The organism is Ruegeria sp. SAZD013 (assembly GCF_059612525.1).
In genome coordinates, this window is the sequence record NZ_JBXWQT010000020.1 from 357,183 (window position 1) to 382,494 (window position 25,312).

Here is a 25,312-nt window from a genome sequence, read left to right on the forward strand (position 1 = left end):
GAATTATTGACCCGAATTGGAGCAGTGAAAATGCGTATACTTCTTGTCGAGGATGATCCGACCACGTCCAAAAGCATCGAACTGATGCTGACGCATGCGAACCTTAACGTCTATGCAACGGATCTTGGCGAAGAAGGTATCGATCTGGCAAAGCTCTACGATTACGACCTGATCTTGCTGGACCTAAATCTGCCGGACATGAACGGGCATGAAGTGTTGCGCCAGTTGCGGATTGCCAGGGTGGAAACACCGATCCTGATTCTATCGGGTGCAGATGATACGGACAGCAAGATCAAAGGCTTCGGGTTTGGCGCGGATGACTACCTGACCAAGCCCTTCCACCGTGAAGAACTGGTGGCCCGTATCCATGCCATCATCCGCCGGTCGAAAGGGCATTCGCAGTCCATCATCCACACAGGTCGCGTGGCCGTTAACCTGGACGCCAAAACCGTCGAGGTGGACGGAAAAACCGTGCACCTGACAGGAAAAGAGTACCAGATGCTGGAATTGCTCAGCTTGCGCAAGGGTACGACTCTGACCAAGGAAATGTTTCTGAACCACCTATATGGCGGCATGGACGAACCCGAGCTGAAGATCATCGACGTCTTCATCTGCAAACTGCGCAAAAAGCTCAGCAACGCAACTGGTGGTGAGAATTATATCGAAACCGTTTGGGGGCGGGGCTACGTGTTGCGCGACCCGCAAAGCAACACATTGGACGAGACGCGAATGGCGGTCGGCCTCTGATTTGAACCGTTTGTGTCGCTGGTAGTCCAGGGCGGCACTTTGCACTCACGGCTCAGCACATCTGGACCTGGCCATGGCCTCGCCCTATCACTGAGGTCCAAGAACGCGTGACAGGGCGAGGCCATGAGCAATTCCATTCCCATATCAGACCTGACGGATGATGAGGCGCGTGCCGAACTGGCGCGGTTGGCGGACATCCTGTCGCGAGCCAACACTCTGTATCACGCAGAAGATGCGCCCGAGTTGTCGGATGCGGATTATGATGCCCTCAAACGCAGAAACGCCGAGATCGAGGCGCGTTTCCCCCACCTGAAACGTGCTGACAGCCCGACAGAGCAAGTCGGGGCCAAACCGGCGGACGGGTTTTCAAAAGTTACTCATGCCGTCCGAATGATGTCACTGGGAAATGCGTTCGACGATGGGGACATTGCCGATTTCGACATCTCGATTCGAAAATATCTGGGCTTTGATGCAGGCGCGCCACTGGCTTTCACAGCTGAACCCAAGATTGACGGCCTGTCTTTGTCCTTGCGATATGAGAACGGACAGCTGGTTCAGGCCGCGACGCGGGGTGACGGTGAAGTTGGCGAGAACGTGACGGCCAACGCCTGCACAGTCTCTGATATTCCACAGCTGATCGAGAACGCGCCCCAAATTCTTGAGGTCCGGGGCGAGATTTACATGTCTCATTCCGATTTTGAAGCGTTGAATGAGCGGCAGGCTGAACGGGGGGGCAAACCCTTTGCCAACCCGCGCAATGCAGCGGCAGGGTCACTGCGCCAGCTGGATTCGGAAATTACCCGTTCCCGCCCATTGCGCTTCTTCGCCTATGCATGGGGTGAACTGTCAGAACCTTTGGCAGATACTCAGATTGGAGCAATTGAGCGTCTTGCGACCCTTGGCTTTCCCACGAATTCCTTGACGCGCCTATGTGCCACGACTGAGGACATGATCGCTCATTACCGGGATATCGAAGCGCAGCGTGCGACCTTGGGGTATGACATCGATGGGGTCGTCTACAAGGTAAACGATCTGTCTTTGCAGGCACGTCTGGGTTTCCGCTCAACGACGCCAAGATGGGCAATTGCGCATAAGTTCCCAGCCGAACTGGCCTGGACCAGATTGGAGGCGATCGACATTCAGGTTGGTCGAACAGGGGCGCTTAGCCCCGTGGCACGGTTGCATCCTGTAACGGTTGGCGGAGTGGTCGTCTCCAATGCCACATTGCACAACGAAGATTACATCGCAGGGCGCGATGCCAAGGGCGGCGCGATTCGTGAAGGAAAAGATATCCGAGTGGGCGATTGGGTTCAGGTTTATCGCGCTGGCGATGTGATCCCCAAACTGTCGGATGTCGACTTGTCCAAACGCCCCGCCGATGCACGCCGCTTTGCCTTTCCGACACATTGCCCCGAATGCGGGAGTGATGCGATCCGCGAAGAAGGCGACGCGGTTCGACGATGCACCGGCGGCCTGATCTGTCCCGCGCAGGCCGTTGAAAAACTAAAACATTTCGTGTCGCGCAAAGCCTTTGATATAGAAGGGCTGGGTGCAAAACAGATTGAAATATTCTATGGGGATCCAACCCTTCCGATCAATGCGCCAGCTGATATCTTCACGCTGGAACAACGGGACGCAGCCAGTCTGACGCGGTTAAAAAACCGGGACGGGTGGGGCGAAACATCCGCCAGGAACCTGTTCGAAGCCATTGATGAAAAGCGGAAAATTCCCTTTGCGCGCTTGTTGTTCGCACTGGGCATTCGGCATGTTGGCGAAGTGGGTGCGCGCGATCTGGCGCTTTTTTACCGCGACTGGGATGCGATGGCACTCGCGTTGGACACTGCGCGCCCGGCCGCGCTGGCCCAACGGCAGGCCGATGAGGTGGAAGATGCAGAGCGTGCGGCAGCGCAGCTTGAAGGGCGTCGAGCGCGCGTGAAAGAAGTGCGGGACGCAGCCATCGCGGAGGCCAATGTCGCAGCCGATGCCAATGCCGCCTGGGCAGAGCTGATCGGGATCGACGGAATTGGCGCAACGCTTGGCCTTTCACTGTCGGACGCATTTGCCAATGTAGAGGAACGACGGGCTTTCGACACGCTGCGCAGCGAATTGACGGTTATCGCCCCCGACGCGCCAGCCTCGGACAGTCCGGTGGCGGGTAAAACCGTAGTGTTCACCGGAACGCTGGAAAAGATGACCCGCGCCGAAGCCAAAGCGCGAGCCGAGGCGTTGGGCGCGAGGGTTTCCGGATCTGTCAGCAAGAAAACCGATATTCTGGTCGCGGGTCCCGGGGCCGGGTCAAAGGCGAAAAAGGCGGCGGAACTTGGGATCGAAACTTTGGACGAGGATGGCTGGCTTCAGCTGATAGAAGGCGCATGAGCGGACGCCCCGAACAGCTTTTCCCGCTATTTGCAGGGCTGGAAACGTTGGATGGCGTCGGTCCCAAGACGGCACAGGCCATGGCGCAGACCGGGGTGGAATCCCCGCGCGATGTTCTGTTCAGCCTGCCTTATGCCGTGGTGGACCGGCGCAGGCGGGATACAATTCAGGGGGTGGACCTGCCAGCCACTCTGACCGTGGAAGTGACAGTCGGCCCGCACAGGCCGCCTCACAACAAGGGAGGGGCTTATCGCGTTCATGTCGAAGACAGTCAGGCCGATTTCCAGCTGGTCTTTTTCCACGCACGTGGTGAATATCTGAAAAAAGTTTTGCCGCAAGGATCTCGCCGCGTGGTTTCCGGCAAGTTGGAACTGTTCGACGGCATGGCGCAGATGGTGCACCCTGACCACATGCTGCCCGTTGAACAAGCCGGCGATATCCCGGAATTCGAACCGGTCTACCACCTGACGCAAGGGCTGACCCAGAAAACAGCGTTCAAGGCCAGCCGCAGCGCATTGGCACGCGCACCCAAGCTAGAGGAATGGATCGATCCGGCGCAGGTGTCACAGCAAAACTGGCCGAGCTGGTGTGCGGCCATTCACGCCGGTCACAATCCGCGCGGCGCTGATGATGTCGCGCCGTTTGCCCCTGCGCGTCAGAGATTGGCGTATGACGAATTGTTTGCGCATCAGCTGACGCTCGCTCTGGCCCGGCAGCGAGAGCGCAAGTCGCGGGGGATAGTCAGCGTGGGAACCGGGGCACTGCAATCTAAAGTGCTGGCAAGCCTTCCCTATCGCCCGACTGATGCACAAACGCGCGCTATTGATGAGATTTCGGCTGATATGGCGTCTGACGCCCGAATGAACCGACTGTTACAGGGCGACGTCGGCGCCGGTAAGACGCTGGTGGCCATCATGGCGCTTCTGATCGCCGTTGAGGCAGGCGGGCAGGGCGTGATGATGGCCCCGACCGAAATTCTGGCACGCCAGCATCTGGAAGGGTTGCGCCCACTGGCCGAGCAGGCCGGAGTGGTTCTGGAACTGCTTACCGGACGTGATAAGGGCGCGGAGCGGCGTGCCAAGCTTGAGGCACTTAAACAAGGCGATATTCACATTCTGGTTGGCACACATGCAGTGTTTCAAAGTGATGTTGAATTCAAGGCGCTGAGATTGGCCATCGTCGACGAACAGCACCGGTTTGGCGTGCGGCAGAGAATGGAATTGTCGGAAAAAGGCAAGGGGGCCGATGTTCTGGTAATGACCGCCACTCCGATCCCACGTAGTCTTGCGCTGGCGCAATATGGCGACATGGATGTTTCGGTGCTGGATGAAAAGCCTCCGGGGCGAAAACCGATCAAAACGGCGATTGTCAACACACAGCGCATGGACGAAGTCATCGCCCACCTGCGGCGAGCGATTGATGAAGGGCGACAGTGTTACTGGGTGTGCCCTCTGGTCGACGAATCCGAAGTTTCGGACCTGACGGCGGCCGAGGAACGCTTCAAACGTTTGCGGGCCATTTTAGGCGAGGGAGTGGTGGGACTGGTTCACGGACAGATGCCACCCGCCGACAAAGACGCCGCGATGAGCGCGTTTCAGAACGGGCAAACAAAGGTCCTTGTTGCCACGACGGTGATCGAGGTCGGCGTGAACGTACCCAACGCAACGATCATGGTCATTGAACGGGCCGAGATCTTTGGGCTGGCGCAATTGCACCAGTTGCGGGGGCGCGTCGGGCGCGGGGATGCGGAATCCACTTGTTTGCTGATGTATCAACCACCGCTCAGCGAGGGAGGGCGCAAGCGGCTGGAGGTTCTGCGCGAGACAGAAGATGGCTTCCGAATCTCGGAAACTGACCTTGACATGCGAGGCGCGGGCGATCTGATCGGGACTGCGCAATCCGGGTTGCCAAAATTCCATATCGCGGACCTGGAACGTCAGGCAGGATTGATGGCCGTCGCCCAATCCGATGCGCGGGCGCTGCTAACGACCGATCCCAAACTGACCTCGGACAGGGGACGGGCCGCACGCGTACTGTTGTGGTTGATGAAACAGGATCAGGCGATCCGTTTGATTTCAGTGGGTTAGCTGTAATGTTCTCTAAGGTTCACAACTGTTCTCTAAAAGTTCTTTACCTGCGCTTGGAAATATGAGAACAAAAGGTCAACAAAGGATTAAAACTCTGACCGGAGGGGACCCTATGCTGACCCAGATCAAGACCGCTTTCAGCCGCGCGCAATCGACCATCCTGCAAGATGCCGTTGGCGTGTTGTCCTTGGTCGTGATGCTGATGGTGGCCCTTCACCTGCCAGTTGGTTTCTAAGCCTTTCTGCCTGCGATCTCGTGCCGAAATATCCGCGCTGTCATCCCCATTTCAGTCAAGGGTGACCTGCCTGTCCCAAACCCCTTGAGGGGCCATGCCTCGGCCCCGCGCGGTACACCGGACCCCACGCGAGACACGCAATACCTGCCGCCGCCCTTTCGCCCGGAAAGCGCGGCGGCTTTTTTTACAATTGGCCGGTTTTGAAGATTTCCAACAGTGCGGACAGGACTGAGTTGGCAGCAACCGAGGCCAAAATCATCCCCATTACACGGCTGATGATCGCCGCGCCTGAATGGCCGATCAGCCGAATGATGGGCTCGGCCAATAGCATCAGTACAAACGCAACCAGCAATACAGAAAGCATGACAAGCGCTGTGATACCCTGATCAGCGATACTGTAACGGTGGTTGTCGGTCAGGATAACGATTGCCAGCATCGCGCCAGGGGATGCCAATGAAGGCACGGCCAGCGGGAATATCGCCGGGTTCTGCTGGTGATACGCGTCTTCACGATCTTCTTCGGCTTGCCGTTGTTCGACCTCTTGTTTGCTTTCACCAAAGATCATCGTCAGGGCAAACAGAAACAGGATAATGCCGCCAGCGACCTGAAACGAATTCAGCCCGATATCCAGCGCTTCGATCAGCACCTGACCAAATACAAGGAAAAACAGCAATACGGCAGCACTTATCACGGCTGCTAACAGCGCTGTCCGCCGCCGGCCTGCCGCGTCCAATCCCGCAGTAACGGCGATGAACACGGGAATTGTTCCAATCGGGTCGATAACGACCCAAAGCGTCACGAAATGCTCGAGCAAATTATTCAAACCCATCCCTCCTGAAATCTTGGCAGAGGGTAAACGGGTTTCCGCCAAATAGCTATAATCAGGCGCAGTTTGCCTGTTCAGCCTTCGCCATGGCCTCAGCCGTGGCATCCAGTACCAGCAAGATCGACGCATGGCGGTTCTTATAATCCCGAGCGGGCATCAGCACCTCAAGCCCGTCAAAAGGTGCATCGGGTGCAGGACCGCCATTCTTGAGCATGGCCGCCAACTGATCGCGCGCAGCTTCGACCTGCGCCCGCGACGCTCCAATTATTACATCCCCAACGACCGAGGCAGACGCTTGCCCCAAAGCACAGGCCTTGACGTCCTGACCAAAGGCACTGATCTGACCGTCGCGAACCTTGATGTCGACAGTTACAGTCGATCCGCATAAAGGTGAGCGTTTCTTGACGGTTGCATCGGGATCTTCCAGTCGTTCAAGATGCGGAATATCCGCAGCCAGCGCCAGAATGCGCCCGGAATACAGCTTAATCAGGTCGTTCTCGCCGCTCATGGCTTTCCCTCGTCGTGTGTTACCCATACATAGTGGCCAGCCCACCGGATGCAAAAGGTTTTTCAGATGTCTGACCCAGTCGTGTTTGACCCCTCCAAATTGAGATTTAATGAGGCGGGTCTGATCCCGGCGATTGCGCAGGATGAAGCATCAGGCGAGGTTCTGATGATGGCCTGGATGAACGTGCAGGCGGTTGAAAAGACCCTCGAAACCGGGCGGGTAACCTATTGGTCGCGCTCCCGGCAGGCCTTCTGGATCAAGGGCGAAACCTCGGGCCATGTGCAGGAACTGGTGGATTTCCGGATCGATTGCGACCGGGATTGTCTATTGGTTCTGGTCCGTCAAACCGGTGCAGCCTGCCATACCAACCGACGAACCTGTTTTTTTACCGCCGTTCGGGATGGGGTCGAGGCTGAACTGATGGCGCCAATGGAGTAGGGGTCAAAGCCCAACCATTCGGCGTATGTCGCCCGGGCTAGCCCCTTCGGCCCGGTATTTTGAGATCGCGCGGGCATCATCGCGTTTGGCCAGCCGTTTGCCTGCATCATCGCGGATCAGGTCGTGGTGGAAATACTCGGGTGTCGGCAGGTTCAGTAACACCTGCAACAGAACGTGGATGCGGGTCGCGTCAAACAAGTCCCGTCCCCGTACCACCTGTGTTATACCCTGACCCGCGTCGTCAAGTACGACGGACAAATGATACGACGTCCCCATGTCACGGCGGGACAGAACAACATCACCTATGGTGGCAATCAACTCATCAGGCGAAAAGGTGACAATGCCGGTTTCGCCGCCCGGACCCGAACCCAGCTCAAGAAACTGATACCTGTCGGGGTTGCGGACCGCCTGACACGCCTTGACCACGTCCAATCGCAATGGGTCCTGAGTTGGACGAGGAAGTTCCGATAAATCTTTGCCAACAAACCTTTTTCCACAAGTCCCAGGGTAAACAAGCCCGTCGGGTCCAAGCATAGGTGCGCCTTCCTGCGGCGCACTGGTTGCAGCGGCGATATCTTTGCGATTACACGTGCATGGATACAAAAGACCCTGCGCCCATAGCTGATCCAGCGCCTTGTGGTAAAAGCCCAAACGATCCGATTGGCGCATCACGGGCTCCGGCCATGTCAGCCCCAACCATCTGAGGTCGTGGTAAATCTGATCCTCCCATAGCTGTCGCGAGCGGGATTGATCGATATCCTCAATTCGCAGCAGGAACCGGCCGCTTTCAGAAGCAGCCCGATCGCTGGCAACCAGCGCAGAATATGCGTGCCCAAGGTGAAGGGGGCCTGTTGGGGATGGCGCAAAGCGCGTTACGAGAGTCACGCTTTTTCTAATACATACACGTCAGAGTTAAGGTTGATACCGGGCAGGTGGGGGCCGTGTTCACGAAATAACAAACGTGCGGCCCCCATGTCGACCCAATCCGTCAGACGGCAGGTGAATTTATGGTCCGCCAACGCATGATCGTTCAGCGAAAAGCCAAGCAAACCACCCTTGGGCAACGCGTGCATCAACAAATCCAGTGTCTCGGGCGGGGCAGCACCTTTTCCGATCACTCCTATGGCAGTAATCATCGTGTACTCCCCACGCTTCAACGGCGCGGGCTTGGCGATATCGAATCCGGTCAGTGTTCGATAAACGCCCTTGCTGGCGGCTTCCTGAAGCATGTTCTCTGTTGGGTCCATCCCATCGATGACTTCAAAGCCAACAGCGCGCAGGGCAAGCCCCGACAACCCGGTGCCGCAGCCGTAGTCCAGAATTGGGGTCTGCGGCTTCGGTGCGAAAGACCACAAAGCCGCTGCTACACGGCCCGGCGTGGCGTAACCGTGTTCACCGACTTCCTTTTCATAGGTTGCAGCCCAGTTCTGATAGTGCGCTTCAGTCGCTTCAGGCGTGCCGAGGTTGTATGTGCTGTTCAGAAACGTGTCGTTCATTCCAGCATGCTAGGCCGAGTCCGCATTACGCGTCCAGACAGCAATGTTCCAACCAAGTACTCCATTCAGCTTTGGCCCGGTCGGTATAGGCCTTGTACCGGTCTTTACGACCCCGACGCCCGCCTTTCAGGCCATCCACGGGGCGAAACAGGCCGAAATTCACGTTCATCGGCTGAAAGGTCTTAGCCTCGGCACCACCCGTAATGTGGTGAATCAAAGCACCCATTGCGCTGTCTTGCGGAACAGCGGGCAGGTCACGCCCCAAAATCTGAGCAGCGGCAAACCGACCAGCCAGCAACCCCATCGCGGCGCTTTCTACATAGCCTTCCACACCCGTGATCTGTCCAGCAAACCGAATGTTGGGTTTGGATTTCAACCGCATTTGCGAATCCAGAAGCGTGGGAGAGTTGATGAACGTATTGCGGTGAATGCCGCCCAACCGGGCAAAGCTGGCATTTTCCAAGCCAGGGATCATACGGAACACGTCGGTCTGGGCGCCGTATTTCATCTTTGTCTGGAAACCCACGATGTTAAACAAGGTGCCCAATGCGTTATCGCGGCGCAACTGCACCACTGCATGTGGTTTCACGCCGGGCTCATGCGGGTTGGTCAGCCCGACCGGTTTCATCGGACCATGGCGCAGCGTTTCGCGACCGCGTTCGGCCATAACCTCGATGGGTAGACAGCCGTCGAAGTAACCTGTTGCCTCGCCTTCGTGAAATTCGGTTTTTTCTGCTGCCAGAAGCGCGTCTATGAAGGCCTCGTACTGATCCCGGTCCATCGGGCAGTTCAGATAGGCCGTCCGCTCTTCTTCGGTCTCGCCCTTGTCGTAGCGTGATTGCATCCACGCTTTGCTCATGTCGATGCTTTCGGCATAGACGATCGGTGCGATGGCGTCGAAAAAGGCAAGTGCGTCAGACCCTGTCTCGGCCTGGATGGACTGACCCAGCGCGGGCGACGTCAGGGGGCCGGTCGCAAAGATCCACTGGCCATCGCTGGGCAGGGTCGTCACTTCTTCGTCGGTTACCGTCACGCGTGGGTGGGCGCGAAGTTTTGTGGTCACACTTTCTGCAAACGGGTCACGGTCCACAGCCAGCGCGCCACCGGCTGGCAGGCGGTGTTCATCGGCTGTTGTCATGATCAACCCATTGGCGGCACGCATTTCCCAATGCAGCAGACCCACTGCGTTCTGCTCATCATCATCCGAGCGGAACGAGTTCGAGCACACCATTTCCGCCAGATTGCCGGTCTGATGTGCAAAGGTGCCGATGATCGGACGCATTTCGTGAATCACAACATCCACGCCCATTTCAGCAGCTTGCCAGGCCGCCTCTGACCCGGCCATGCCGCCGCCTACAATATGCAAAACTTGTGTCATGCGATGCCACATAGGGCAGACCACAATCGGGCGCAACTGAGGCAAAGCGGTTTCACGAATTTTATGGAAGGGGTCTTGGGGTCGCCGCTGCGGGATTGTCAGCGCTGGTGAGAGAGACCAGCTGGAGGGACCTTCCGCCCACGGCGACCCAAAAGTGTCCTGAGGCCTTGGCCTCGACCCAGCTTTGCCACAGTGTCGCCCTTTTGGAAAGTGCTAAATTCAAAACAGTGGCGAAAAATGTGCAAAACAATTGCATTATTGGGACCAATTTGGGGGACGTTTTTCGATAAAGGCTGAAATGCCTTCTTCTGTATCCCGGTACAGCATGTTCTGCGCCATTACGTCACCGGCATAGGCATAAGCCTGATCCAGCGGCATAAGAAGCTGTTGATAAAACGCCTCTTTACCGATTTTGACAGCGGCTCCCAGCTTGGAAGCAACCAGTTCTGCCAGCGCATTGGTTTCGTGTTCAAGACGCGTCTCGGGGACAACGCGGTTGACCAAACCCAAATCGGCAGCACGTTCGGCTGATATGAATTCACCAGTCGTCAGCATTTCAAATGCCTGCTTTCTGGGGATATTGCGGCTGAGGGCCACCATTGGTGTCGAGCAGAACAAACCGATATTGACGCCGTTCACCCCAAACCTTGTGCCTTCCGCGGCGACGGCCATGTCACAGGTGGCTACCAGCTGACACCCGGCGGCGGTTGCAATGCCGTGGACCTGTGCGATGACGGGCTGGGGTAGGGACTGGATCGACATCATCACTTTCGCGCAGCGCGAAAACAGGTCATTGAAATAAGCTTTGCCACCATCTTCGGACTGGCGTCCGGCCGTCATCTGTTTCAGGTCGTGCCCGGCGCAAAAAACCTTACCCTGACCCGCCAGGATCACAGCCCGGATCGACGTGTCTTCACGCAACGTGTCCAGTTCAGCCTGAAACGCCGACAGCATCTCGTCACTCAGCGCGTTCAGCCGCTCTGGGGCGTTCATTGTAAGCCGTGCAACAGCGCCGGTGTCGTTACGTTCCAGAATTGCCATCTTGCCCTCCGATCCCATGTTGGGCCAACTCTAGGTCGGTATGAGCAGGAGGGAAAGCATGGCTTTGGCAATGAACCGGGACGAACTGTCACAATACCTAAAGGAGGTTTTCCCGCAGGTGCATAAAGACTTTGTCGTCGAGGACCTGACCGAAGATACAATCACCATGCGCCTTGTTGTGAAGGATCAGCATCTGCGGCCGGGCGGTACGGTTTCGGGACCATCCATGTTTGGGCTGGCTGATGTTTGTGTATACGCGATGGTTCTGGCGCGAAAAGGGCGTCAATCCCTGGCGGTCACAACGAACAGTTCCCTGGATTTTCTAAGCAAACCAGCAGGCAACACGGACATGATTGCTATATGTCGCCTGCTGAAACTGGGCCGGACTTTGGCCGTCGGTGACGTACTTATGTATTCCGATGGCGCGGAAGACCCTGTTGCCAGAGCGACGATGACCTATTCCCTGCCACCTGCAGGGTCCGCGGCCGCGAAATTCGGATAAAAAAGACCGGGGACAAGCCCCGGCCCAGGAAGAGGTCCCAATAATGGGACTGGGGATCAGTTAAATCTGCCAAAAATGGCGCTTTACCTCGCGGCGCGCATCATGGCGTGTCAGACCGACGTCTTTCAGCAAGCGGTCATCCAGATAACTAAGATTGACGCGGCTACGGCGACGACGCTCCCATTGAGTGACCGCTGCCGCAAACCGCACGGCCAGTGCAGCGGCCAGAGGCAGCCGGGGGCTGTCGGTCAGCAGCAGAAGGGCGGGGGTGTGCATTGTGCGTGTCATCTCGGAATTCCTTTCAATTGTATTGACACAAATCAGTTGTACTTGGTACACGTGACTGATACATTTGAAATTGTGTCAAAAGCAAAGGAAGAATTGTAATGGATACAATTTGGCCAGAGGCGCTACCGAAATCCAAAGGACCGAAATACACTCTGGTTGCTGACACAATTCGAAAAGCCATAGATAACAAATCTTTGGAAGTGGGCGTCAAACTTCCTCCGGTGCGCGAACTGGCGTATCGCCTGCAAATAACGCCTGGTACAGTCGCGCGCGCCTATACAATCCTGACAGATGAGGGGTTGTTACAAGCCGAAGTCGGGCGTGGTACATTTGTTGCGCCGCCAAAATCGCCCATTCTTGACGACGTTTGGGCGCGGCAACTGCATCTTCGGGACGACAAATACAATGCCAATGTAAGTCTGTTCAGCCCTAGGTTGGCAGATATGGGGCAGGTGTCCCTGATCCGTGAATGTCTGAAAAAAGTGTCGCAAGCCGATCCGGGTTTGTTTCTGAATTACCCGACGCGTGACGCGTACCAGCCCGTGCGACAGGCGGTTGTGGACTGGTTGTCAGACCTTCCGCTGGGCGCACTGACCCATGATGATATTGTGTTGACACATGGCGGCCAGAACGGGCTTTGCGTTGTGTTTCAGACGATCCTGCGCGGGCCCAAACCTGTCGTACTGGTCGAGGACCTGTCTTATGCCGGGTTCCGTCGCGCAGGCGAACTGATGCGCGCGGAAGTGGTCGGTGTGAAGATGGACAGATGGGGTGTCGATCCGGCAGCGTTAGAACATGTTCTGCGCCACACGACAGCGCAGGCCGTCTGCGTGTCGCCAGAAGTTCAAAACCCAACGGGCGCACACACACCGTTGGAGCGGAGGAAAGAGATCGTTGAGATTGCCCGTCGCTTTGATTTGCAGATCATTGAAGATGATTGCTATCGCATGGGCGATGCCCGAGAGCCCAGCTTTCGGGCACTGGCGCCTGAACGGGGATGGCATGTGTCATCAATCTCGAAGATTCTGACACCGGCATTGCGTGTGGGTTTTGCTATCGCCCCCAGAGAAAAAAGTGTGGATCTGCGCCGGTCCGCTGAATACGGATATTTCGGATTGGCCCAGCCCTTGGCGGAATTGACCCGCCTTCTGCTGTCCGATCCGCGTACGCGTCAGATCGCCAAGGATGTGCGCACGCGGATGGGGGATTATCTACGCGTTGCCGTCAATACCCTGGGTGGGTTTGATCTGAACTGGGCCCCGGACGTTCCCTTTGTCTGGCTGAGCCTTCCGTCTGGCTGGCGGTCGGCTGCATTCAGTCGCGCGGCCGAGCGGGAAGGGATACAACTCCGATCCGCCGACGAGTTCGCGCTGCGCGATGGACGCGCGCCGAACGCGGTACGTATTGCCATGAATGGTCATGTGTCACTGGAACGGTTCGAGGACGCGATGCAGCGCCTGCGTGTTCTATTGGACAATCCGCCTGAACAAATCAGCGTTTGAATATGGGGTATTATAATACCTATTTTCTAAGTATTTGGTTTTACATGCATAAATAAGACTAATGCCGCTTGACCTGCGTGCAGGCACCTCATAAAACCCGTCCATCGAATTCGGGCCGCTCCGCTGGGGCGGTCTTTCACATCAAACAGGACTATCCTGCCATGAAAACCTTTTCTGCAACACCTGCAGACATCGACAAGAAGTGGATCCTGATCGACGCTGAAGGCGTTGTTCTGGGCCGTCTTGCTTCGATCGTCGCCATGCGCCTGCGTGGCAAGCACAAAGCGTCGTTTACTCCGAACATGGACATGGGCGACAATGTCATCGTGATCAACGCTGACAAAATCCAGATGACCGGCAAGAAGCGCGAAGAAAACTTCTACTGGCACACTGGCCACCCGGGCGGCATCAAGTCGCGCACCAAACAGCAGATCCTGGATGGCGCACACCCCGAGCGTGTTGTCTTCCAGGCCGTCAAGCGTATGCTGCCAGGCAACCGCCTGTCGCGCCAGCAGATGACCAACCTGCGTATCTATGCCGGTGCCGAGCACCCGCACGAGGCCCAGGCCCCCGAAGTTCTGGACGTCAAGTCCATGAACAAGAAAAACACCCGGAGCTAATGACCGATGGTTGATCAGATCAATACTCTCGAAGAGCTGAGCGCCGTCGCAGGCGTTGAAACCGTGGCCGAAGAAGTCATCGTACGTGAACCCGTACGTGACGAGTTGGGCCGCTCCTATGCCACTGGCAAGCGTAAAGATGCTGTTGCCCGCGTTTGGATCAAGCCGGGTTCCGGCAAAGTCACCGTAAACGGCAAAGATCAGGACGTCTATTTTGCACGCCCCGTTCTGCAGCTGATCCTGCGCCAGCCGTTCCAGGTTGCCGGCGTAGAAGGTGAATTCGACGTTGTTGCAACCGTCAAAGGCGGTGGCCTGACCGGTCAGGCCGGTGCGGTTAAGCACGGCATCTCGAAAGCGCTGCAACTCTATGATCCGAACCTGCGTGGCGCACTGAAAGCCGCTGGCTTCCTGACCCGCGACAGCCGCGTTGTGGAACGTAAGAAATTCGGTAAGCGCAAAGCCCGCCGTTCGTTCCAGTTCTCGAAGCGTTAATTCGCCGGGAATACCCAAAAGAAAGGGCTCGCACTTGCGAGCCCTTTTGCTTTGCGCGGGTCAGGGATTCATTCTTCGTAAACGAGTTTCCACGCACCGTTTTCAACAACGTTGACGAACACAGTATCCGCGCCCTGATGGTCTTCAGGACCATAGGTTATGTGGTTGCCAACCAGATCGTCCTGATAATCCAGCGTTTCCATCGCTGCGATGAAACTGTCCTGCGTCAGATCAGGGCCTGCGGCCTCCAACGCCTTAACCATCATTTCAGCCGCCGAATAACCCAGCATGGCAAATCCGACCGGATCTTCGCCTGTAGCTGCCTTGTATTCCTCGATAAATGCGGCCGGGGCAGGTTGATCCGCGCGTGCCCAAAGGTCCTGCCATGAGGCTGCCGCGTAGAATCCATCGGTCACGCCACCAGGAACCTGCGCCACGACCGTCAGGAAACTGGCTGATGTGCCGAGAAATTTCATATCGGTCAGGCCCATTTTCTTAGCGGTGCCCACGACAGTGATCGCCTGCCGCACCCCAAGCGCCATGGTGACGATATCACAACCCTCTTCCTTGAGCTTGCTCAGCGATCCGACGAAATCTGTCTCATCCGGTTTATGGGTGGTTTCTGATCCAAAAGTGAGCCCGGCTTCTTCGGCTCCGGCCTTGCTGCCTTCTAGAATTTCCTCACCAAAATCTGTCGGCAGGTACATGGTGCAGACCGTCTTTGAGCCAAACTCGCCAGCCAGATAGTTCACACCGACACGCGCCTGATCGAAATAGGTCGAGAAGGAGGTGAACTTGTTCCGCATGGGTTCCTGCAACATCTGACGCGCAGCTGTAAGAGGCGCTACGTTGGGAATGCCTTTGGGATCCAACAGCTTGAACCCTGCCATGTTCATCGGCGTGCCAAGCGATTGCAGCATGGCAAATACCTTGTCGCGATTGAGCAGTTTGTTATAGCCCTGCATCGCACGTGGCATCTGATAGCCGTTGTCTTCGACCACGTAACGAATTTTTCGCCCGTGCACGCCACCGGCTGCATTCACCCGATCAAAGACGACATTTGCACCTTTGGTTGCCGGAACACCCACTGCGGCGAATATCCCGCTCAGGTCGTTGACAGAACCAATTACAATCTCATCATCGGTCACGCCCTGTGTTTGCGCCCAACCAAGTGTTGCCGATGCTGTCAGCAGTGATGCAGCCGCCAGACTGTTGCGTAATTTCTTCATCTCTTTCCTCCCGTTAATCTTTTGGTCAAGTGTACATGTCTTCGATCAGATGCCCGTGTTTCTTTTCAACCAGTCCGCGTTTCAGCTTCATCGTCGCAGTCAGTTCGTCGTCTTCAGCGGTCAGCAGGACGTCGATCAGACGGAAATCCTTGATCTGTTCGACCCGCGCAAATTCTGCATTAACAGCGGCAATTTCCGAACTGATCAACTGCCTGATTTCCGGTGCCGCGCATAGCGAGGCAAAATTCGAGAAGGGGATTTTATGGCCCTGCGCGTATTTTTCGACATTTTCCTGATCAATCATGATCAGTGCCGTCAGAAATTTGCGCCTGTCCCCGATGATGATTGCGTCCGCGACATAATGACTGAACTTAAGGCGGCTTTCGATCTCGGCTGGGGTGATGTTCTTACCACCTGCGGTGATGATGATATCCTTCAGGCGGCCCGTGATGGTGACATAGCCATCCTTATCTATTGACCCCATATCCCCGGTACGCAGCCAGCCATCGGCGGTGAAGGTTTCTGCTGTCTTCGCGTTGTTGCGCCAGTATCCCTGAAAAATGTTCAGGCCCTTTAGTTGGATTTCGCCATCGTCCGAGATGCGAATGTCGCACCCTTCGACAACTTTGCCTATGGTTCCGATCTTATTGCTGTCTGTGGTGTTGAGCGTGGCGAGGCCCGAAGTTTCGGTCATCCCGAACCCTTCCACCAACGGCACGCCGATGGACCAGTACCATTTTAGCAGATCGGTCGAGATTGGCGCGGCGCCTGTTCCGCCTCGTCGCAGTTTGTCCAGACCCAACATTCGGCGCAGGTTTTTCAAAACCAGCTGATCCCAGAACCAGAATCTGGTGGCGACGCCGGATGGAACTGGTTGGCCTGCGCTCAGATATCCGGCACGGCGCGCACCAGTTTTTAATGCCAGGCCGAATGCCAGCCGCCCCAAAGGCGTGGCTTCCTGTGTCAGGATCTGGACGTGTGAGTAGATCTTTTCCCAAACCCTTGGCACCGCTGTGAAGGTTGAGGGCGAAACCTCCTGAAGGTTTGCGAAAACAGTTTCAGGGCTTTCGGCAAAATTGACAGTGCAGCGGGCCGCCAAGGGGAAATAGACCGAGACATTACGTTCCAGAATGTGACACAGAGGCAGGAAACACAGCTGTTCATCGCTGGGCAGCGCTGGCAGCACCCGTGCAGCGGATTCGATGGCGGCCAGGATGTTTTCATTGCTAAGCATTGCGCCTTTCGGCTGACCGGTTGTACCCGACGTATAGACCAGCAAGGCAATGTCCTGCGGTTTGGCCAATGCGATTTCCGCTTCGAAGCGCCCGGGCTCGGCCAGTTCCGCCTCTTGGCCCAAGGCGAACAGCTCGTCGATCATCATGCAGCGCGGATGGTTCAGGTCATGCAGCCCTTCGTCCTCGAGGATGATCACCTTGATCAGATCAGGAACCTCGGCCTCAATTCCCAGAAACTTGTCCAGATGCTCTTCATCCTCGACAATCAGAAACCTGGTGCCGCTGTCGTTGACCAGGTATTGCAACTGACTGGCGGAATCCGTGGTATAGACGCCGGAAGCGATACCGCCAACGCCCTGAATGCCCATGTCGAGCCATGCCCATTCCTTGCGGTCCTCGGACAGGATTGAGACCACGTCGCCGCGTTCCAGTCCCAGCTTGCGCAAGGCCAGCCCGATCCATTTGGCATGCTGCCAGTAATCGGCCCAGGAATAGGATTTCCAGATACCCAGGTCTTTTTCGCGATGCGCCGTTCGGCTGCCCAGTTCGGCACATCGGCGTTGGAACAACTCAGCAATTGTGATGCAGCCATCAACGCGTACCGGGCGCTGTCCTGCCGTTGCGTTGAACTGAACGCCGTTTATCACGACCTGAGGGGGGAGGGGCGTGGCGTCCATCCGTTTTACCTCCACGTCTTTTTCCGCTTCCAGCGGCGGCTTTCGCGCGCGCCTTCTTCTTGTTTTCCAAGATAGAAGCTTTGAATATCCTCGGATCGCAAAAGCGCATCCGCGGCACCGTCCATGACGATGCGACCCACCTCCATGACATAGCCGTGATGCGCCAGTTCCAACGCCGCATTGGCATTTTGTTCAACCAGCAACATCGTCATATTCTGCTCTTCGTTCAAGCGCTTGAGAATGCCGAAGATCTCTTGCACCAGCAGAGGGGACAGGCCCAAAGACGGCTCATCCAGCAACATGATACGAGGCCGGGCCATCAATCCGCGCCCTATGGCCAGCATCTGTTGCTGTCCGCCCGAAAGGGTTCCGGCCTCTTGCGACCGACGGTTTTTCAGAACCGGAAAATAACGGAAGACCAGCTCACGATCCTGTTCGATCTGGTCTTTGTCTTTGCGGGTGTAGGCGCCGAGGCTTAGGTTTTCATCAACCGTCAGCAGTGGAAAAACTTCGCGCCCTTCCGGGATGTGAACCAACCCGCGCTGGACAACCTTGTGCGGTTCCCAGCCCTGAATGTCGCCGCCATCAAAGGTGATTGTTCCCTTTTCCGGGTCCATCACGCCAGAGATGGTTTTCATCAATGTGGTCTTGCCCGCGCCGTTAGCGCCAAGGATCGACACGATTTTTCCTTCGTGAACATCCAGCGAAACGCCCCGAATGGCCATGATTGGGCCATAAAAACTTTCGATATTGCGGACTTGCAAGATCGGGGCGTTCATGAGGCTTTCCCCAGATATGCCTCGATCACGGCTGGATGCGATTGCACGTCTGCCGGAGACCCGAGGGCCAGCTTTGCCCCATCTGCCATGGCCAGGACCCGGTTGGACACGCCCGATACCAATCCCATGTCGTGTTCGACCATCAGCACGGTAATTCCCATTTGGCGCCGGATATCGTCGATCCACCAGCGCATATCGGTCGTCTCTTCCACCGACAGTCCCGAGGCTGGTTCATCCATCAACAGCAGCTTGGGATCGGTCGCCAGGGCACGTGCTACTTCGACCACTTTGCGTACGCCATAAGGCAGCCCTGAAATCATCTTGTCGCGATAGGCCTGCAGGTCGAGGAAATCGATGATCTGTTCGACTTTTTCCCGGCTCTCCAACTCTTGCCGTCGGACCGCAGGGGTGAACAAAAGTTCTGAAATCAGGTTCGTTGTCCGATGCCTGTGTCTTCCGACCAGTAAATTTTGCAGGACAGTTGCGTGTTCGAACAACTCGATATTCTGGAACGTCCGCGCCACCCCAAAGGCAGCCACGCCAGACGGTTTGACCTGAAGCAGATCGTGACCATCAAACCGGATCGACCCTGAAAACGGTTCGTAAAAGCGCGAGATCAGATTGAAGACCGTCGATTTGCCCGCGCCATTCGGCCCGACTATGGCAAAGACTTCGCCCTGCTGAACCTCGAAGGACAAGTTGTCCACGGCTGTCAGACCACCAAATTTCAGGGTAACGTTTTCAAATTCCAGCAAGTTCATCTCAGACGCTCCGTCTTGAGATAGGATTTCTGCCGTTTGAACATGTCCTTGCGATAGAAGGGAAACAGTTCGAACCAGGTGCGGATTTTCAGCCAACGGCCATAGATGCCCATGGGTTCGAAAAGGATGAAACCGATCAGGATCATGCCAAAGATGCCGAACTCCAGCCCCGGAATGGCAACGGTGTTTCCGCCGATGATCGCGCCGACATATTCCTTTGAAATCGATAGAAACTGCGGCAAAAATCCGATAACAATCGCGCCCAGAAACGCGCCATGAATCGAGCCCAGCCCGCCTATGACGATCATCATCAGCAATTGGATCGAGATCAGGACGCTGAAGGTTTCATTGTTAAACGCACCAGCAAACAGCCCCATCAACGCGCCGGCCCAACCTGTAACCGCACAGGACAGGGCAAACGAAATCATCTTTGTTCGCGCGATATCGATACCCATTGCCTGCGCCGAAACCTCGGAGTCGCGCACGGCGATGAAGCTGCGTCCCAAAGGGGCACGCAGCAGGTTTACGTAACCCAACGTGACCAGAATGGTGACAGACAGAACCAGCCAAAAAAAAAGATCAGGCGTCCCCCAGCGGTCAACCGTAAGGCCAAAGACCTCGACCCCGCCGATATATTTACCCGCGACACCACCAGTGATCGGCTCGGACAGAACAATGATGTCATCCATCAGGATGGACAGCGCCATGGTAAAGATCGCCAGGTAGATACCATGAAGCCTCAGGGCAGGGACTGCGACGGTCACGCCCGCGATCCCGGTCAGAATTCCGGCCAGCGGAAAAGCGACCAGAAAAGGCGCGCCTGCCTCAATCAGGGCCACGTTGGCGTAACAGCCGAAGGCCAGAAAGGCCGCATGGCCCAGACTGACTTGCCCTGTATGTCCAGTCAGGATCATCAGACCCAGACCGGCAATGGTCCAGATCAGAACGTTTGTCAGTTCACCCAGATAGAAATCGTCCAGCACGAGAGGCGCAGCCGCGACGACAAACAGAAGAAGCAGATAAAGGCGCAACTGGAACCCGTCTTTCCACGGGCGGATATCCTGCATGTAGTCGGTTTTGAAAACGATACGCATGGCTCAGACTTTCTTGACCCGGACCTGACTGAACAGCCCGTTTGGTCGGAAGATCAGGACGGCAAGCAGCAAAGCGTATGGCGCGACCTGGCTATAACCTGCCGCAATGTACCGGCTGGCGAAGGGTTCGATAACACCGACAATCAGCCCTCCGGCCAATGCACCCGGCAAACTGCCGAACCCGCCGATAACGGCGGCGGCAAACGCCTTGATACCCAGCAATCCGGTTGTCGGATCCACAGCACCTTTTGCAGCAAAGAGAATTCCGGCAATTCCCGCAACACTTCCGGCCAGAGCCCAGACCCATCCCTGAACACGCCTGACGGGAATGCCCATGTAATATGCTGCCAGCTGGTTTTGCGAGGCGCCCTGCATCGCCAGCCCCATTTTGGTGCGGCTAAAGAAAACATAGAGTGCCCATGTCAGCAGCACCGTGACGACGATTATCGCGACATCTTCCATCCCCAGAACAAGACCGCCCATACGCACTTCTTTGCCCGCAAGCGGGTTTTGCAGCGTTTGCGGCTCGTGCCCCCAGATCAAACCGGCAATGAAACGGATCACAAAGCCCAAAGCAATGGTCAGTATGACAACGGCGGTCTGGCTTTCACCAAACAGGCGGCGAATGATCAGGCGATCCAGAAGATAACCGAGCGCGGCCATTATTCCCAATGATACCGGCAGAGCGAGCCAGAACGGCAACCCCATATATTCGGTATTTGTCAGGCCGATGGTCACAAATGCGCCCAGCATCATGAAATCGCCCTGCGCAAAGTTAACCGCTTCGGAAGCCTTGTAGATCAGAACAAAGCCAAGCGCGATCAGGCCGTAGACACACCCGTTCGCCAGCCCGCTAATCAGCAGCTGCGCGTTATCCACACTGTCCTCCCTCCACCGGTGTTCCAGCGTCTTGTTCCGCCCGCGTATATCCTCCGGTAACGCAGGTGAGTTCTACTATGGGGTGATAATCACCTTTCCGTCACTCTTTTTCAGCGCGTCAGCCAGATTCGGCACAAGATTTTCAAGCGTAAGGTGTTCGGAAACATCCGTTTTCCAGCGACCATCGGCAAAGCGGGCCTGAACTTCGGCCACAACCCGCACCTGGTCAGCGGGCGGCGTCGACATCATCCATTGCGTCAGCCAGAAACCTTCGATCCGTTTGCCCATGAAGATCAGCTGACCTGTCTGAGAAAGCGTTGGCGCTTGGGTCGAAAGTTTGCCGTAGCTGACCCAGCGCGCCCGGTTTGGCATGGTGCAGAACAGTTTCTCGGACAGTTGATCCGTCACCGCATCAAGGAAGACCCGAGGTTTCAGCGTGGCGCTTATCGCGGCAAACTTCTCGACGACTTCAGGATCGGACGTCACAAGCACTTCGGCTGCTCCAAGACTTTTCAGCATTTCGACTGTCTCGGCCCGGCGCACCAGCGCGATGGGTTTCAACCCCAGATCACGCCCGAGGCTGCACATCAGTTTTCCCAACTGGCTGGACGCAGCGGATATCACAAATGCATCGCCGTCTTCCCTTGCCATGTCCACCATCGCCATCGCGGTAAGCGGGTTGACGATTTGCGCGGCCCCGTCATCATCTGAAATATCCGGACGCAAGGGGATGCACATTTGCATCTGCGTCACTATGTATTCCGCCCAGGCACCGGATCCAGCGGCCACGAAAGCGACACGCAGCCCCTTCAGCGCCTCGGCACCTTTTCCGGTTGCAACGACGTCGCCACAGCCTTCGAATCCGGCCGCGGCACCTTTGACACGCGGCTGGCCATATTCACCCTTGATAAAGTGGAGGTCGGACGGATTGACCGACGACGCGCGCAGGCGGATCAATACCTGACCGGGGCCGGGATTGGGAACGGGCAGTTCCGCTGCTTCAAGCCAATCAGCCGCATCCTCGATGACTGGTCCGGTCGAAGTGTCCGAGTACCCGCCGTGTTTCAGGATAGCAGCTTTCATTGTTTTGGGCAGGTCAGTCATGGGATCATCCTCTAGATGGCGTGTTCAAAGCGCACACTTGTCTAAACAGGAAACTGCCGACTGGTGACATTGAGCGCGGATATCGTGTCGGAGCAGCCAATCAAATGCCGCACACTGGGTCAATTCAGAGAAACGATAACGTAAGGGCACGCCCGAAAAATAGGCGTGAGGGGTAGGGGCCGGGAACGGGCTACCGGCCCCTTCTTTGTTATTGCTGCGTCAACAGCGCGGTCAGTTCCTGAATCTTCAAGGCGATGGTTTCAGGCGACTCTTTAATGTCATCTACGATCTTGATCGCCTGTTCTTTCAGATCCGTGGCCAATGTGCTGTCCTGAATCGAGGTCATGATGCCTTCATAGTCGAAATTGGTGGGATCCAGCTTGCCTTCCTGAATCCAGGAGTTCAGCAATTCCTGTCCCTGACCCGCCAGCGCCGCCACCTGATCACCGGCTTGCTGTGCTGCCTCGGATGCTTGTTCCGCGACAGAAGAAGCCGCCTCGCTGGCTTGATCGGCAACCGACGACGCGGCTTCCTGAGCCTGTTCGGTCAAGGATGAAGCTGCCTCGCTGGCCTGTTCTGTTGCGTCTTCAAGCGCGTCAGTCGCAGCTTCCTGAGCGGTTGCCGCGGCATCAGCCACTGCATCGCCCGCCTCCTGCGTTGCGGATTGCACTTGTTCAGCCGGGGTTTGTTCGGACTGGTTGAGATAGTAGTAACCACCAACACCGACAGCGGCGATGATGAGGAGGATGAGAATACGCGACATGTGTGTCTCCTTTGGAAAATGTGTCGCCGGGATGCGTTAAATGTAGCGGATATACAAAGGGGAATTCCTGTGAATTCTCAGCAGAATAGAGGTTTGAGCCGGGCTACGCTGATTGCACCCGATTTCACGGCAAGAACACGCCGGGTGACCTAAGCCACTACAGTTTCTGACAACGGACCACTTGCAATTTTGCTGAGAACCCAGATCCGACCGGAAGACGTTTTCTAACGGCTTTCGATATTGGAATTGTGGCGGAGAGACAGGGATTCGAACCCTGGGTGGGCTTGCACCCACAACGGTTTTCGAGACCGCCCCGTTCGACCACTCCGGCACCTCTCCGCGGGGGTCTGTGAGGGGGGGATTTAGTCAGGAACGAACGGGGGTGCAAGCAGAAAATTCCGGAAATCGTGAATGCCGGGATTTTCCGTTGCCTGCCAGCGTAAAACACCTACTCTGATTGCTATGACACAGTTTGCACACCGCATCGCCATTTGGTTTCTCGCCCCGTTTCTGGCACTTGTTCTAGTTCCTCTGGAGCTTTCCGCAGCGAACCGAGATCGGATCGAGGCCTTTCTGACCACAACCGGGTTTGACGTGGCTCTTGAAAGCATCGCCCTGAGCTCACGATCCGCACCGCAGATGTTGGGTGTTGACCCAGAGGGGTTCGGCTCGGACTGGACCCGTTTGACGGACGAGGTTTTTGAAGTCGATGCAATGCACGACACCGCTGTTTCCATTCTGGAGCAGACCCTAAGCGACGAGGCCCTGGCACACGCTGTCGAGTTTTACGCGTCTGATCTGGGGCAACGTCTGGTCGAGGCCGAGAATGCCTCACACATGCAAGAAGACGATGACGTCAAGCAATTGGCAGGTCAAAGGATTATCTCTGACCTGATCAAGAGCGGTTCGAAACGGGTCGAAAGTTTTAAACGCATGAACAACGCGATTGATTCCACAGGCACGGCACTGCGTGCCTTGCAGGAAATTCAGGTGCGTTTCCTTCTGGCGGCCAGCGCATCGGGGGTCATCGAGCTGCAGTTGGGCGGGGATGAACTGCGCGAATTGATGAAGCAAAATGAACCGGCAATGCGCCAGTCGCTGCAACTGTCTAATCTGGCCGGTGCGGCTTACACCTATCAAGGTTTTTCCGACGCTGATTTGGATACATATGTTGACGCGCTGGAACAGCCGCTGATGCAGGAAGTCTACGAGCTGTTGAACGCCATCCAATATGAGATCATGGCCATGAGGTTCGAGGTTCTTGCCGCACGGATGGCCGAATTGCACCCGGCACAGGACATTTGATGCAGCGCGTAGTTCTGGCATTTGTGGTCACTCTGAGTTGGGCACTGCCGCTGTATGCCGATGGAAAAGTCGACCGACTGGCAAAAGCCATGCGTCTGACGCAGGTGATGGAAATCCTTGTTCACGAGGGGCAGGGCCATCGCGAGACTCTTGATGATACCTTTTTGGACAACAAGGGCGGCGCTTATTTCGAGGCGCAGGTCAATCGTATCTACGATCCCCTTTGGATGCGGAAACATTTGACGGACGCCTTCGTGGCGGGCATGTCCGATGTTCAGCTTGATCAGGCCATCTTGTTTTTTGAAAGCGATCTTGGCCAGACCATCGTAACGCTGGAAAATTCGGCCCGGCGCGCCATGTCGGATCAGGCAATCGAAGACATGGCCCGAGAAGCCTATAAATCCGCAGAACGCAGCACCGCTCAGTTCGCTTTGGTCAAGGAATATATCGAGGCAAATAACCTGATTGAAAAGAATGTTCAGGGGGCATTGACGTCAGACTACAGCTTCTTTCGGGGTCTTGATGTTGATGCGCGGACCGACGATCAGGAACTGCTGGCCGAGCTTTTGTTGCAGAAGGACAGTCGGAGCGAGGACACCGAAGAGTGGCTTTTCTCGTTTCTTCTTATGGCCTACCGCCCGTTGGACGAGGCTCAGATGCGCGAAAATATCGCGTTTTCCAGAACCGAAACGGGACGGGCCCTGAATGACGCCGTGTTTGACGGCTTTGACCGCATGTTCAATGATATTTCCTATCGCCTGGGGCAGGCGGTTGCACAGGCGCTGAGGGCGTCCGATCTTTAACGCCGCTTTGGTGTTGACTTTTACCTGCATTCTATGGATAAGCGCGCATCCCGGCCGGTTTTCCGCGCCGGGTATCGTTATTATTTGGCCTGCATGACATTGTCAGGGGTCATTCACACAGCCCGAAAAGGGCGCGCTGTTCGAGGT

Annotated in this window: 26 protein-coding genes and 1 tRNA gene; 11 read left to right on the top strand and 16 right to left on the bottom strand. The window is 56.3% G+C overall.

The genetic code is table 11. The annotated features are described in order from the left end of the window. Positions 1 to 30: 30 nt before the first annotated feature. From ctrA to AC2FLU_RS08025, 4 genes are all read left to right on the top strand, one after another. Entirely contained in the window at positions 31 to 747 is a 717-nt protein-coding gene (ctrA, locus tag AC2FLU_RS08010) for a response regulator transcription factor CtrA (protein WP_267364745.1), read from the top strand. A 123-nt stretch (positions 748 to 870) separates the two neighbouring features. Continuing rightward, entirely contained in the window at positions 871 to 3,123 is a 2,253-nt protein-coding gene (gene ligA, locus AC2FLU_RS08015; protein ID WP_496808521.1) for an NAD-dependent DNA ligase LigA, read from the top strand. Beyond that, positions 3,120 to 5,210, top strand: a complete 2,091-nt coding sequence (gene recG / locus AC2FLU_RS08020; RefSeq protein ID WP_496714509.1) for an ATP-dependent DNA helicase RecG — start codon at positions 3,120 to 3,122, stop codon at positions 5,208 to 5,210. The genes ligA and recG overlap by 4 nt, the downstream gene beginning before the upstream one ends. 112 nt (positions 5,211 to 5,322) lie before the next feature. Further along, entirely contained in the window at positions 5,323 to 5,445 is a 123-nt protein-coding gene (locus AC2FLU_RS08025; RefSeq protein WP_267366389.1) for a hypothetical protein, read from the top strand. A gap of 184 nt (positions 5,446 to 5,629) precedes the next feature. Here AC2FLU_RS08025 and AC2FLU_RS08030 read toward each other — a convergent pair whose 3' ends face one another. Both AC2FLU_RS08030 and AC2FLU_RS08035 read right to left on the bottom strand, forming a co-directional pair. Then, a complete protein-coding gene (locus AC2FLU_RS08030) occupies positions 5,630 to 6,268 on the bottom strand; it encodes a MarC family protein (protein ID WP_209596212.1) in 639 nt (212 codons plus the stop codon). A 58-nt stretch (positions 6,269 to 6,326) separates the two neighbouring features. Further along, positions 6,327 to 6,779 (bottom strand): iron-sulfur cluster assembly scaffold protein, encoded by a 453-nt coding sequence (locus AC2FLU_RS08035; protein ID WP_496808520.1) that lies wholly within the window; start codon positions 6,777 to 6,779, stop codon positions 6,327 to 6,329. Positions 6,780 to 6,827: 48 nt separating this feature from the next. Here AC2FLU_RS08035 and hisI point away from each other — a divergent pair, with 48 nt between their 5' ends. Further along, a complete protein-coding gene (hisI, locus tag AC2FLU_RS08040) occupies positions 6,828 to 7,217 on the top strand; it encodes a phosphoribosyl-AMP cyclohydrolase (RefSeq protein WP_480516981.1) in 390 nt (129 codons plus the stop codon). 3 nt (positions 7,218 to 7,220) lie between these two features. On the opposite strand, the gene gluQRS is transcribed toward hisI, so the two are convergent. The 4 genes from gluQRS to AC2FLU_RS08060 all read right to left on the bottom strand — a co-directional run bounded on the left by gluQRS (position 7,221) and on the right by AC2FLU_RS08060 (position 11,132). Next, a complete protein-coding gene (gluQRS, locus tag AC2FLU_RS08045) occupies positions 7,221 to 8,102 on the bottom strand; it encodes a tRNA glutamyl-Q(34) synthetase GluQRS (protein ID WP_496808519.1) in 882 nt (293 codons plus the stop codon). Beyond that, positions 8,099 to 8,713: a class I SAM-dependent DNA methyltransferase gene (locus AC2FLU_RS08050; RefSeq protein WP_480505215.1), complete on the bottom strand. Its 615-nt coding sequence runs from the start codon at positions 8,711 to 8,713 to the stop codon at positions 8,099 to 8,101. Before AC2FLU_RS08050 ends, gluQRS begins: the two co-directional genes overlap by 4 nt. A 25-nt stretch (positions 8,714 to 8,738) precedes the next feature. Beyond that, entirely contained in the window at positions 8,739 to 10,091 is a 1,353-nt protein-coding gene (trmFO, locus tag AC2FLU_RS08055) for a methylenetetrahydrofolate--tRNA-(uracil(54)-C(5))-methyltransferase (FADH(2)-oxidizing) TrmFO (protein ID WP_496714511.1), read from the bottom strand. Between the two features lie 255 nt (positions 10,092 to 10,346). Next, positions 10,347 to 11,132, bottom strand: a complete 786-nt coding sequence (locus AC2FLU_RS08060) for an enoyl-CoA hydratase (RefSeq protein ID WP_496808518.1) — start codon at positions 11,130 to 11,132, stop codon at positions 10,347 to 10,349. 58 nt (positions 11,133 to 11,190) lie between these two features. Here AC2FLU_RS08060 and AC2FLU_RS08065 point away from each other — a divergent pair, with 58 nt between their 5' ends. Further along, positions 11,191 to 11,634: a PaaI family thioesterase gene (locus tag AC2FLU_RS08065; protein ID WP_496808517.1), complete on the top strand. Its 444-nt coding sequence runs from the start codon at positions 11,191 to 11,193 to the stop codon at positions 11,632 to 11,634. A 60-nt stretch (positions 11,635 to 11,694) separates the two neighbouring features. Here the strand turns inward: AC2FLU_RS08065 and AC2FLU_RS08070 are convergent, their stop codons facing one another. Then, positions 11,695 to 11,922 carry a DUF1127 domain-containing protein gene (locus AC2FLU_RS08070; protein WP_480472702.1) on the bottom strand — a complete coding sequence of 76 codons (228 nt, stop codon included), beginning with the start codon at positions 11,920 to 11,922 and terminating at the stop codon, positions 11,695 to 11,697. Between the two features lie 98 nt (positions 11,923 to 12,020). Here AC2FLU_RS08070 and AC2FLU_RS08075 point away from each other — a divergent pair, with 98 nt between their 5' ends. The 3 genes from AC2FLU_RS08075 (at position 12,021) to rpsI (ending at position 14,536) form a co-directional block, all read left to right on the top strand. Further along, positions 12,021 to 13,424, top strand: a complete 1,404-nt coding sequence (locus tag AC2FLU_RS08075) for an aminotransferase-like domain-containing protein (RefSeq protein WP_480472704.1) — start codon at positions 12,021 to 12,023, stop codon at positions 13,422 to 13,424. Between the two features lie 161 nt (positions 13,425 to 13,585). After that, a complete protein-coding gene (rplM, locus tag AC2FLU_RS08080) occupies positions 13,586 to 14,044 on the top strand; it encodes a 50S ribosomal protein L13 (protein WP_480472706.1) in 459 nt (152 codons plus the stop codon). Positions 14,045 to 14,050: 6 nt separating this feature from the next. After that, positions 14,051 to 14,536, top strand: a complete 486-nt coding sequence (rpsI, locus tag AC2FLU_RS08085; protein WP_209503959.1) for a 30S ribosomal protein S9 — start codon at positions 14,051 to 14,053, stop codon at positions 14,534 to 14,536. 68 nt (positions 14,537 to 14,604) lie between these two features. On the opposite strand, the gene AC2FLU_RS08090 is transcribed toward rpsI, so the two are convergent. The 9 genes from AC2FLU_RS08090 to AC2FLU_RS08130 form a co-directional block, all read right to left on the bottom strand. Continuing rightward, positions 14,605 to 15,765 carry an ABC transporter substrate-binding protein gene (locus tag AC2FLU_RS08090; RefSeq protein ID WP_480472708.1) on the bottom strand — a complete coding sequence of 387 codons (1,161 nt, stop codon included), beginning with the start codon at positions 15,763 to 15,765 and terminating at the stop codon, positions 14,605 to 14,607. 25 nt (positions 15,766 to 15,790) lie between these two features. After that, positions 15,791 to 17,677, bottom strand: coding sequence for an AMP-dependent synthetase/ligase (locus tag AC2FLU_RS08095; protein ID WP_496808516.1), 1,887 nt, complete (start codon positions 17,675 to 17,677; stop codon positions 15,791 to 15,793). A gap of 5 nt (positions 17,678 to 17,682) precedes the next feature. Beyond that, positions 17,683 to 18,456, bottom strand: coding sequence for an ABC transporter ATP-binding protein (locus tag AC2FLU_RS08100; protein ID WP_496808515.1), 774 nt, complete (start codon positions 18,454 to 18,456; stop codon positions 17,683 to 17,685). Beyond that, complete coding sequence (locus tag AC2FLU_RS08105) at positions 18,453 to 19,217, bottom strand: ABC transporter ATP-binding protein (RefSeq protein ID WP_496808514.1); 765 nt, start codon at positions 19,215 to 19,217, stop codon at positions 18,453 to 18,455. Before AC2FLU_RS08105 ends, AC2FLU_RS08100 begins: the two co-directional genes overlap by 4 nt. Beyond that, positions 19,214 to 20,311 (bottom strand): branched-chain amino acid ABC transporter permease, encoded by a 1,098-nt coding sequence (locus AC2FLU_RS08110; protein WP_496811928.1) that lies wholly within the window; start codon positions 20,309 to 20,311, stop codon positions 19,214 to 19,216. The genes AC2FLU_RS08105 and AC2FLU_RS08110 overlap by 4 nt, the downstream gene beginning before the upstream one ends. Positions 20,312 to 20,314: 3 nt before the next feature. Then, positions 20,315 to 21,190, bottom strand: a complete 876-nt coding sequence (locus AC2FLU_RS08115) for a branched-chain amino acid ABC transporter permease (RefSeq protein WP_480603638.1) — start codon at positions 21,188 to 21,190, stop codon at positions 20,315 to 20,317. A gap of 75 nt (positions 21,191 to 21,265) precedes the next feature. Further along, a complete protein-coding gene (locus AC2FLU_RS08120; protein ID WP_480603636.1) occupies positions 21,266 to 22,294 on the bottom strand; it encodes an alcohol dehydrogenase catalytic domain-containing protein in 1,029 nt (342 codons plus the stop codon). Between the two features lie 208 nt (positions 22,295 to 22,502). Continuing rightward, positions 22,503 to 23,057 (bottom strand): hypothetical protein, encoded by a 555-nt coding sequence (locus AC2FLU_RS08125; RefSeq protein ID WP_480553481.1) that lies wholly within the window; start codon positions 23,055 to 23,057, stop codon positions 22,503 to 22,505. Positions 23,058 to 23,306: 249 nt separating this feature from the next. Then, a tRNA-Ser gene (locus AC2FLU_RS08130) sits at positions 23,307 to 23,396 on the bottom strand. Positions 23,397 to 23,519: 123 nt separating this feature from the next. On the opposite strand from AC2FLU_RS08130, the gene AC2FLU_RS08135 reads away from it, so the two are divergent. Together AC2FLU_RS08135 and AC2FLU_RS08140 are read left to right on the top strand one after the other, a co-directional pair. Then, positions 23,520 to 24,362, top strand: a complete 843-nt coding sequence (locus tag AC2FLU_RS08135) for a DUF2059 domain-containing protein (RefSeq protein ID WP_480517740.1) — start codon at positions 23,520 to 23,522, stop codon at positions 24,360 to 24,362. Further along, positions 24,362 to 25,165, top strand: a complete 804-nt coding sequence (locus AC2FLU_RS08140) for a DUF2059 domain-containing protein (protein WP_496811929.1) — start codon at positions 24,362 to 24,364, stop codon at positions 25,163 to 25,165. Before AC2FLU_RS08135 ends, AC2FLU_RS08140 begins: the two co-directional genes overlap by 1 nt. The last annotated feature ends 147 nt before the right edge of the window (positions 25,166 to 25,312 follow it).

Bases quoted from the DNA above. Each gene is read 5' to 3' on its own strand.
- ctrA (WP_267364745.1), top strand. From the start codon at position 31: ATGCGTATACTTCTTGTCGAGGATGATCCGACCACGTCCAAAAGCATC.
- ligA (WP_496808521.1), top strand. From the start codon at position 871: ATGAGCAATTCCATTCCCATATCAGACCTGACGGATGATGAGGCGCGT.
- recG (WP_496714509.1), top strand. From the start codon at position 3,120: ATGAGCGGACGCCCCGAACAGCTTTTCCCGCTATTTGCAGGGCTGGAA.
- AC2FLU_RS08025 (WP_267366389.1), top strand. From the start codon at position 5,323: ATGCTGACCCAGATCAAGACCGCTTTCAGCCGCGCGCAATCGACCATC.
- AC2FLU_RS08035 (WP_496808520.1), bottom strand. From the start codon at position 6,779: ATGAGCGGCGAGAACGACCTGATTAAGCTGTATTCCGGGCGCATTCTG.
- hisI (WP_480516981.1), top strand. From the start codon at position 6,828: ATGCAAAAGGTTTTTCAGATGTCTGACCCAGTCGTGTTTGACCCCTCC.
- AC2FLU_RS08050 (WP_480505215.1), bottom strand. From the start codon at position 8,713: ATGAACGACACGTTTCTGAACAGCACATACAACCTCGGCACGCCTGAA.
- trmFO (WP_496714511.1), bottom strand. From the start codon at position 10,091: ATGACACAAGTTTTGCATATTGTAGGCGGCGGCATGGCCGGGTCAGAG.
- AC2FLU_RS08060 (WP_496808518.1), bottom strand. From the start codon at position 11,132: ATGGCAATTCTGGAACGTAACGACACCGGCGCTGTTGCACGGCTTACA.
- AC2FLU_RS08065 (WP_496808517.1), top strand. From the start codon at position 11,191: ATGGCTTTGGCAATGAACCGGGACGAACTGTCACAATACCTAAAGGAG.
- AC2FLU_RS08070 (WP_480472702.1), bottom strand. From the start codon at position 11,922: ATGACACGCACAATGCACACCCCCGCCCTTCTGCTGCTGACCGACAGC.
- AC2FLU_RS08075 (WP_480472704.1), top strand. From the start codon at position 12,021: ATGGATACAATTTGGCCAGAGGCGCTACCGAAATCCAAAGGACCGAAA.
- rplM (WP_480472706.1), top strand. From the start codon at position 13,586: ATGAAAACCTTTTCTGCAACACCTGCAGACATCGACAAGAAGTGGATC.
- rpsI (WP_209503959.1), top strand. From the start codon at position 14,051: ATGGTTGATCAGATCAATACTCTCGAAGAGCTGAGCGCCGTCGCAGGC.
- AC2FLU_RS08090 (WP_480472708.1), bottom strand. From the start codon at position 15,765: ATGAAGAAATTACGCAACAGTCTGGCGGCTGCATCACTGCTGACAGCA.
- AC2FLU_RS08095 (WP_496808516.1), bottom strand. From the start codon at position 17,677: ATGGACGCCACGCCCCTCCCCCCTCAGGTCGTGATAAACGGCGTTCAG.
- AC2FLU_RS08100 (WP_496808515.1), bottom strand. From the start codon at position 18,456: ATGAACGCCCCGATCTTGCAAGTCCGCAATATCGAAAGTTTTTATGGC.
- AC2FLU_RS08105 (WP_496808514.1), bottom strand. From the start codon at position 19,217: ATGAACTTGCTGGAATTTGAAAACGTTACCCTGAAATTTGGTGGTCTG.
- AC2FLU_RS08110 (WP_496811928.1), bottom strand. From the start codon at position 20,311: ATGCGTATCGTTTTCAAAACCGACTACATGCAGGATATCCGCCCGTGG.
- AC2FLU_RS08120 (WP_480603636.1), bottom strand. From the start codon at position 22,294: ATGACTGACCTGCCCAAAACAATGAAAGCTGCTATCCTGAAACACGGC.
- AC2FLU_RS08125 (WP_480553481.1), bottom strand. From the start codon at position 23,057: ATGTCGCGTATTCTCATCCTCCTCATCATCGCCGCTGTCGGTGTTGGT.
- AC2FLU_RS08135 (WP_480517740.1), top strand. From the start codon at position 23,520: ATGACACAGTTTGCACACCGCATCGCCATTTGGTTTCTCGCCCCGTTT.
- AC2FLU_RS08140 (WP_496811929.1), top strand. From the start codon at position 24,362: ATGCAGCGCGTAGTTCTGGCATTTGTGGTCACTCTGAGTTGGGCACTG.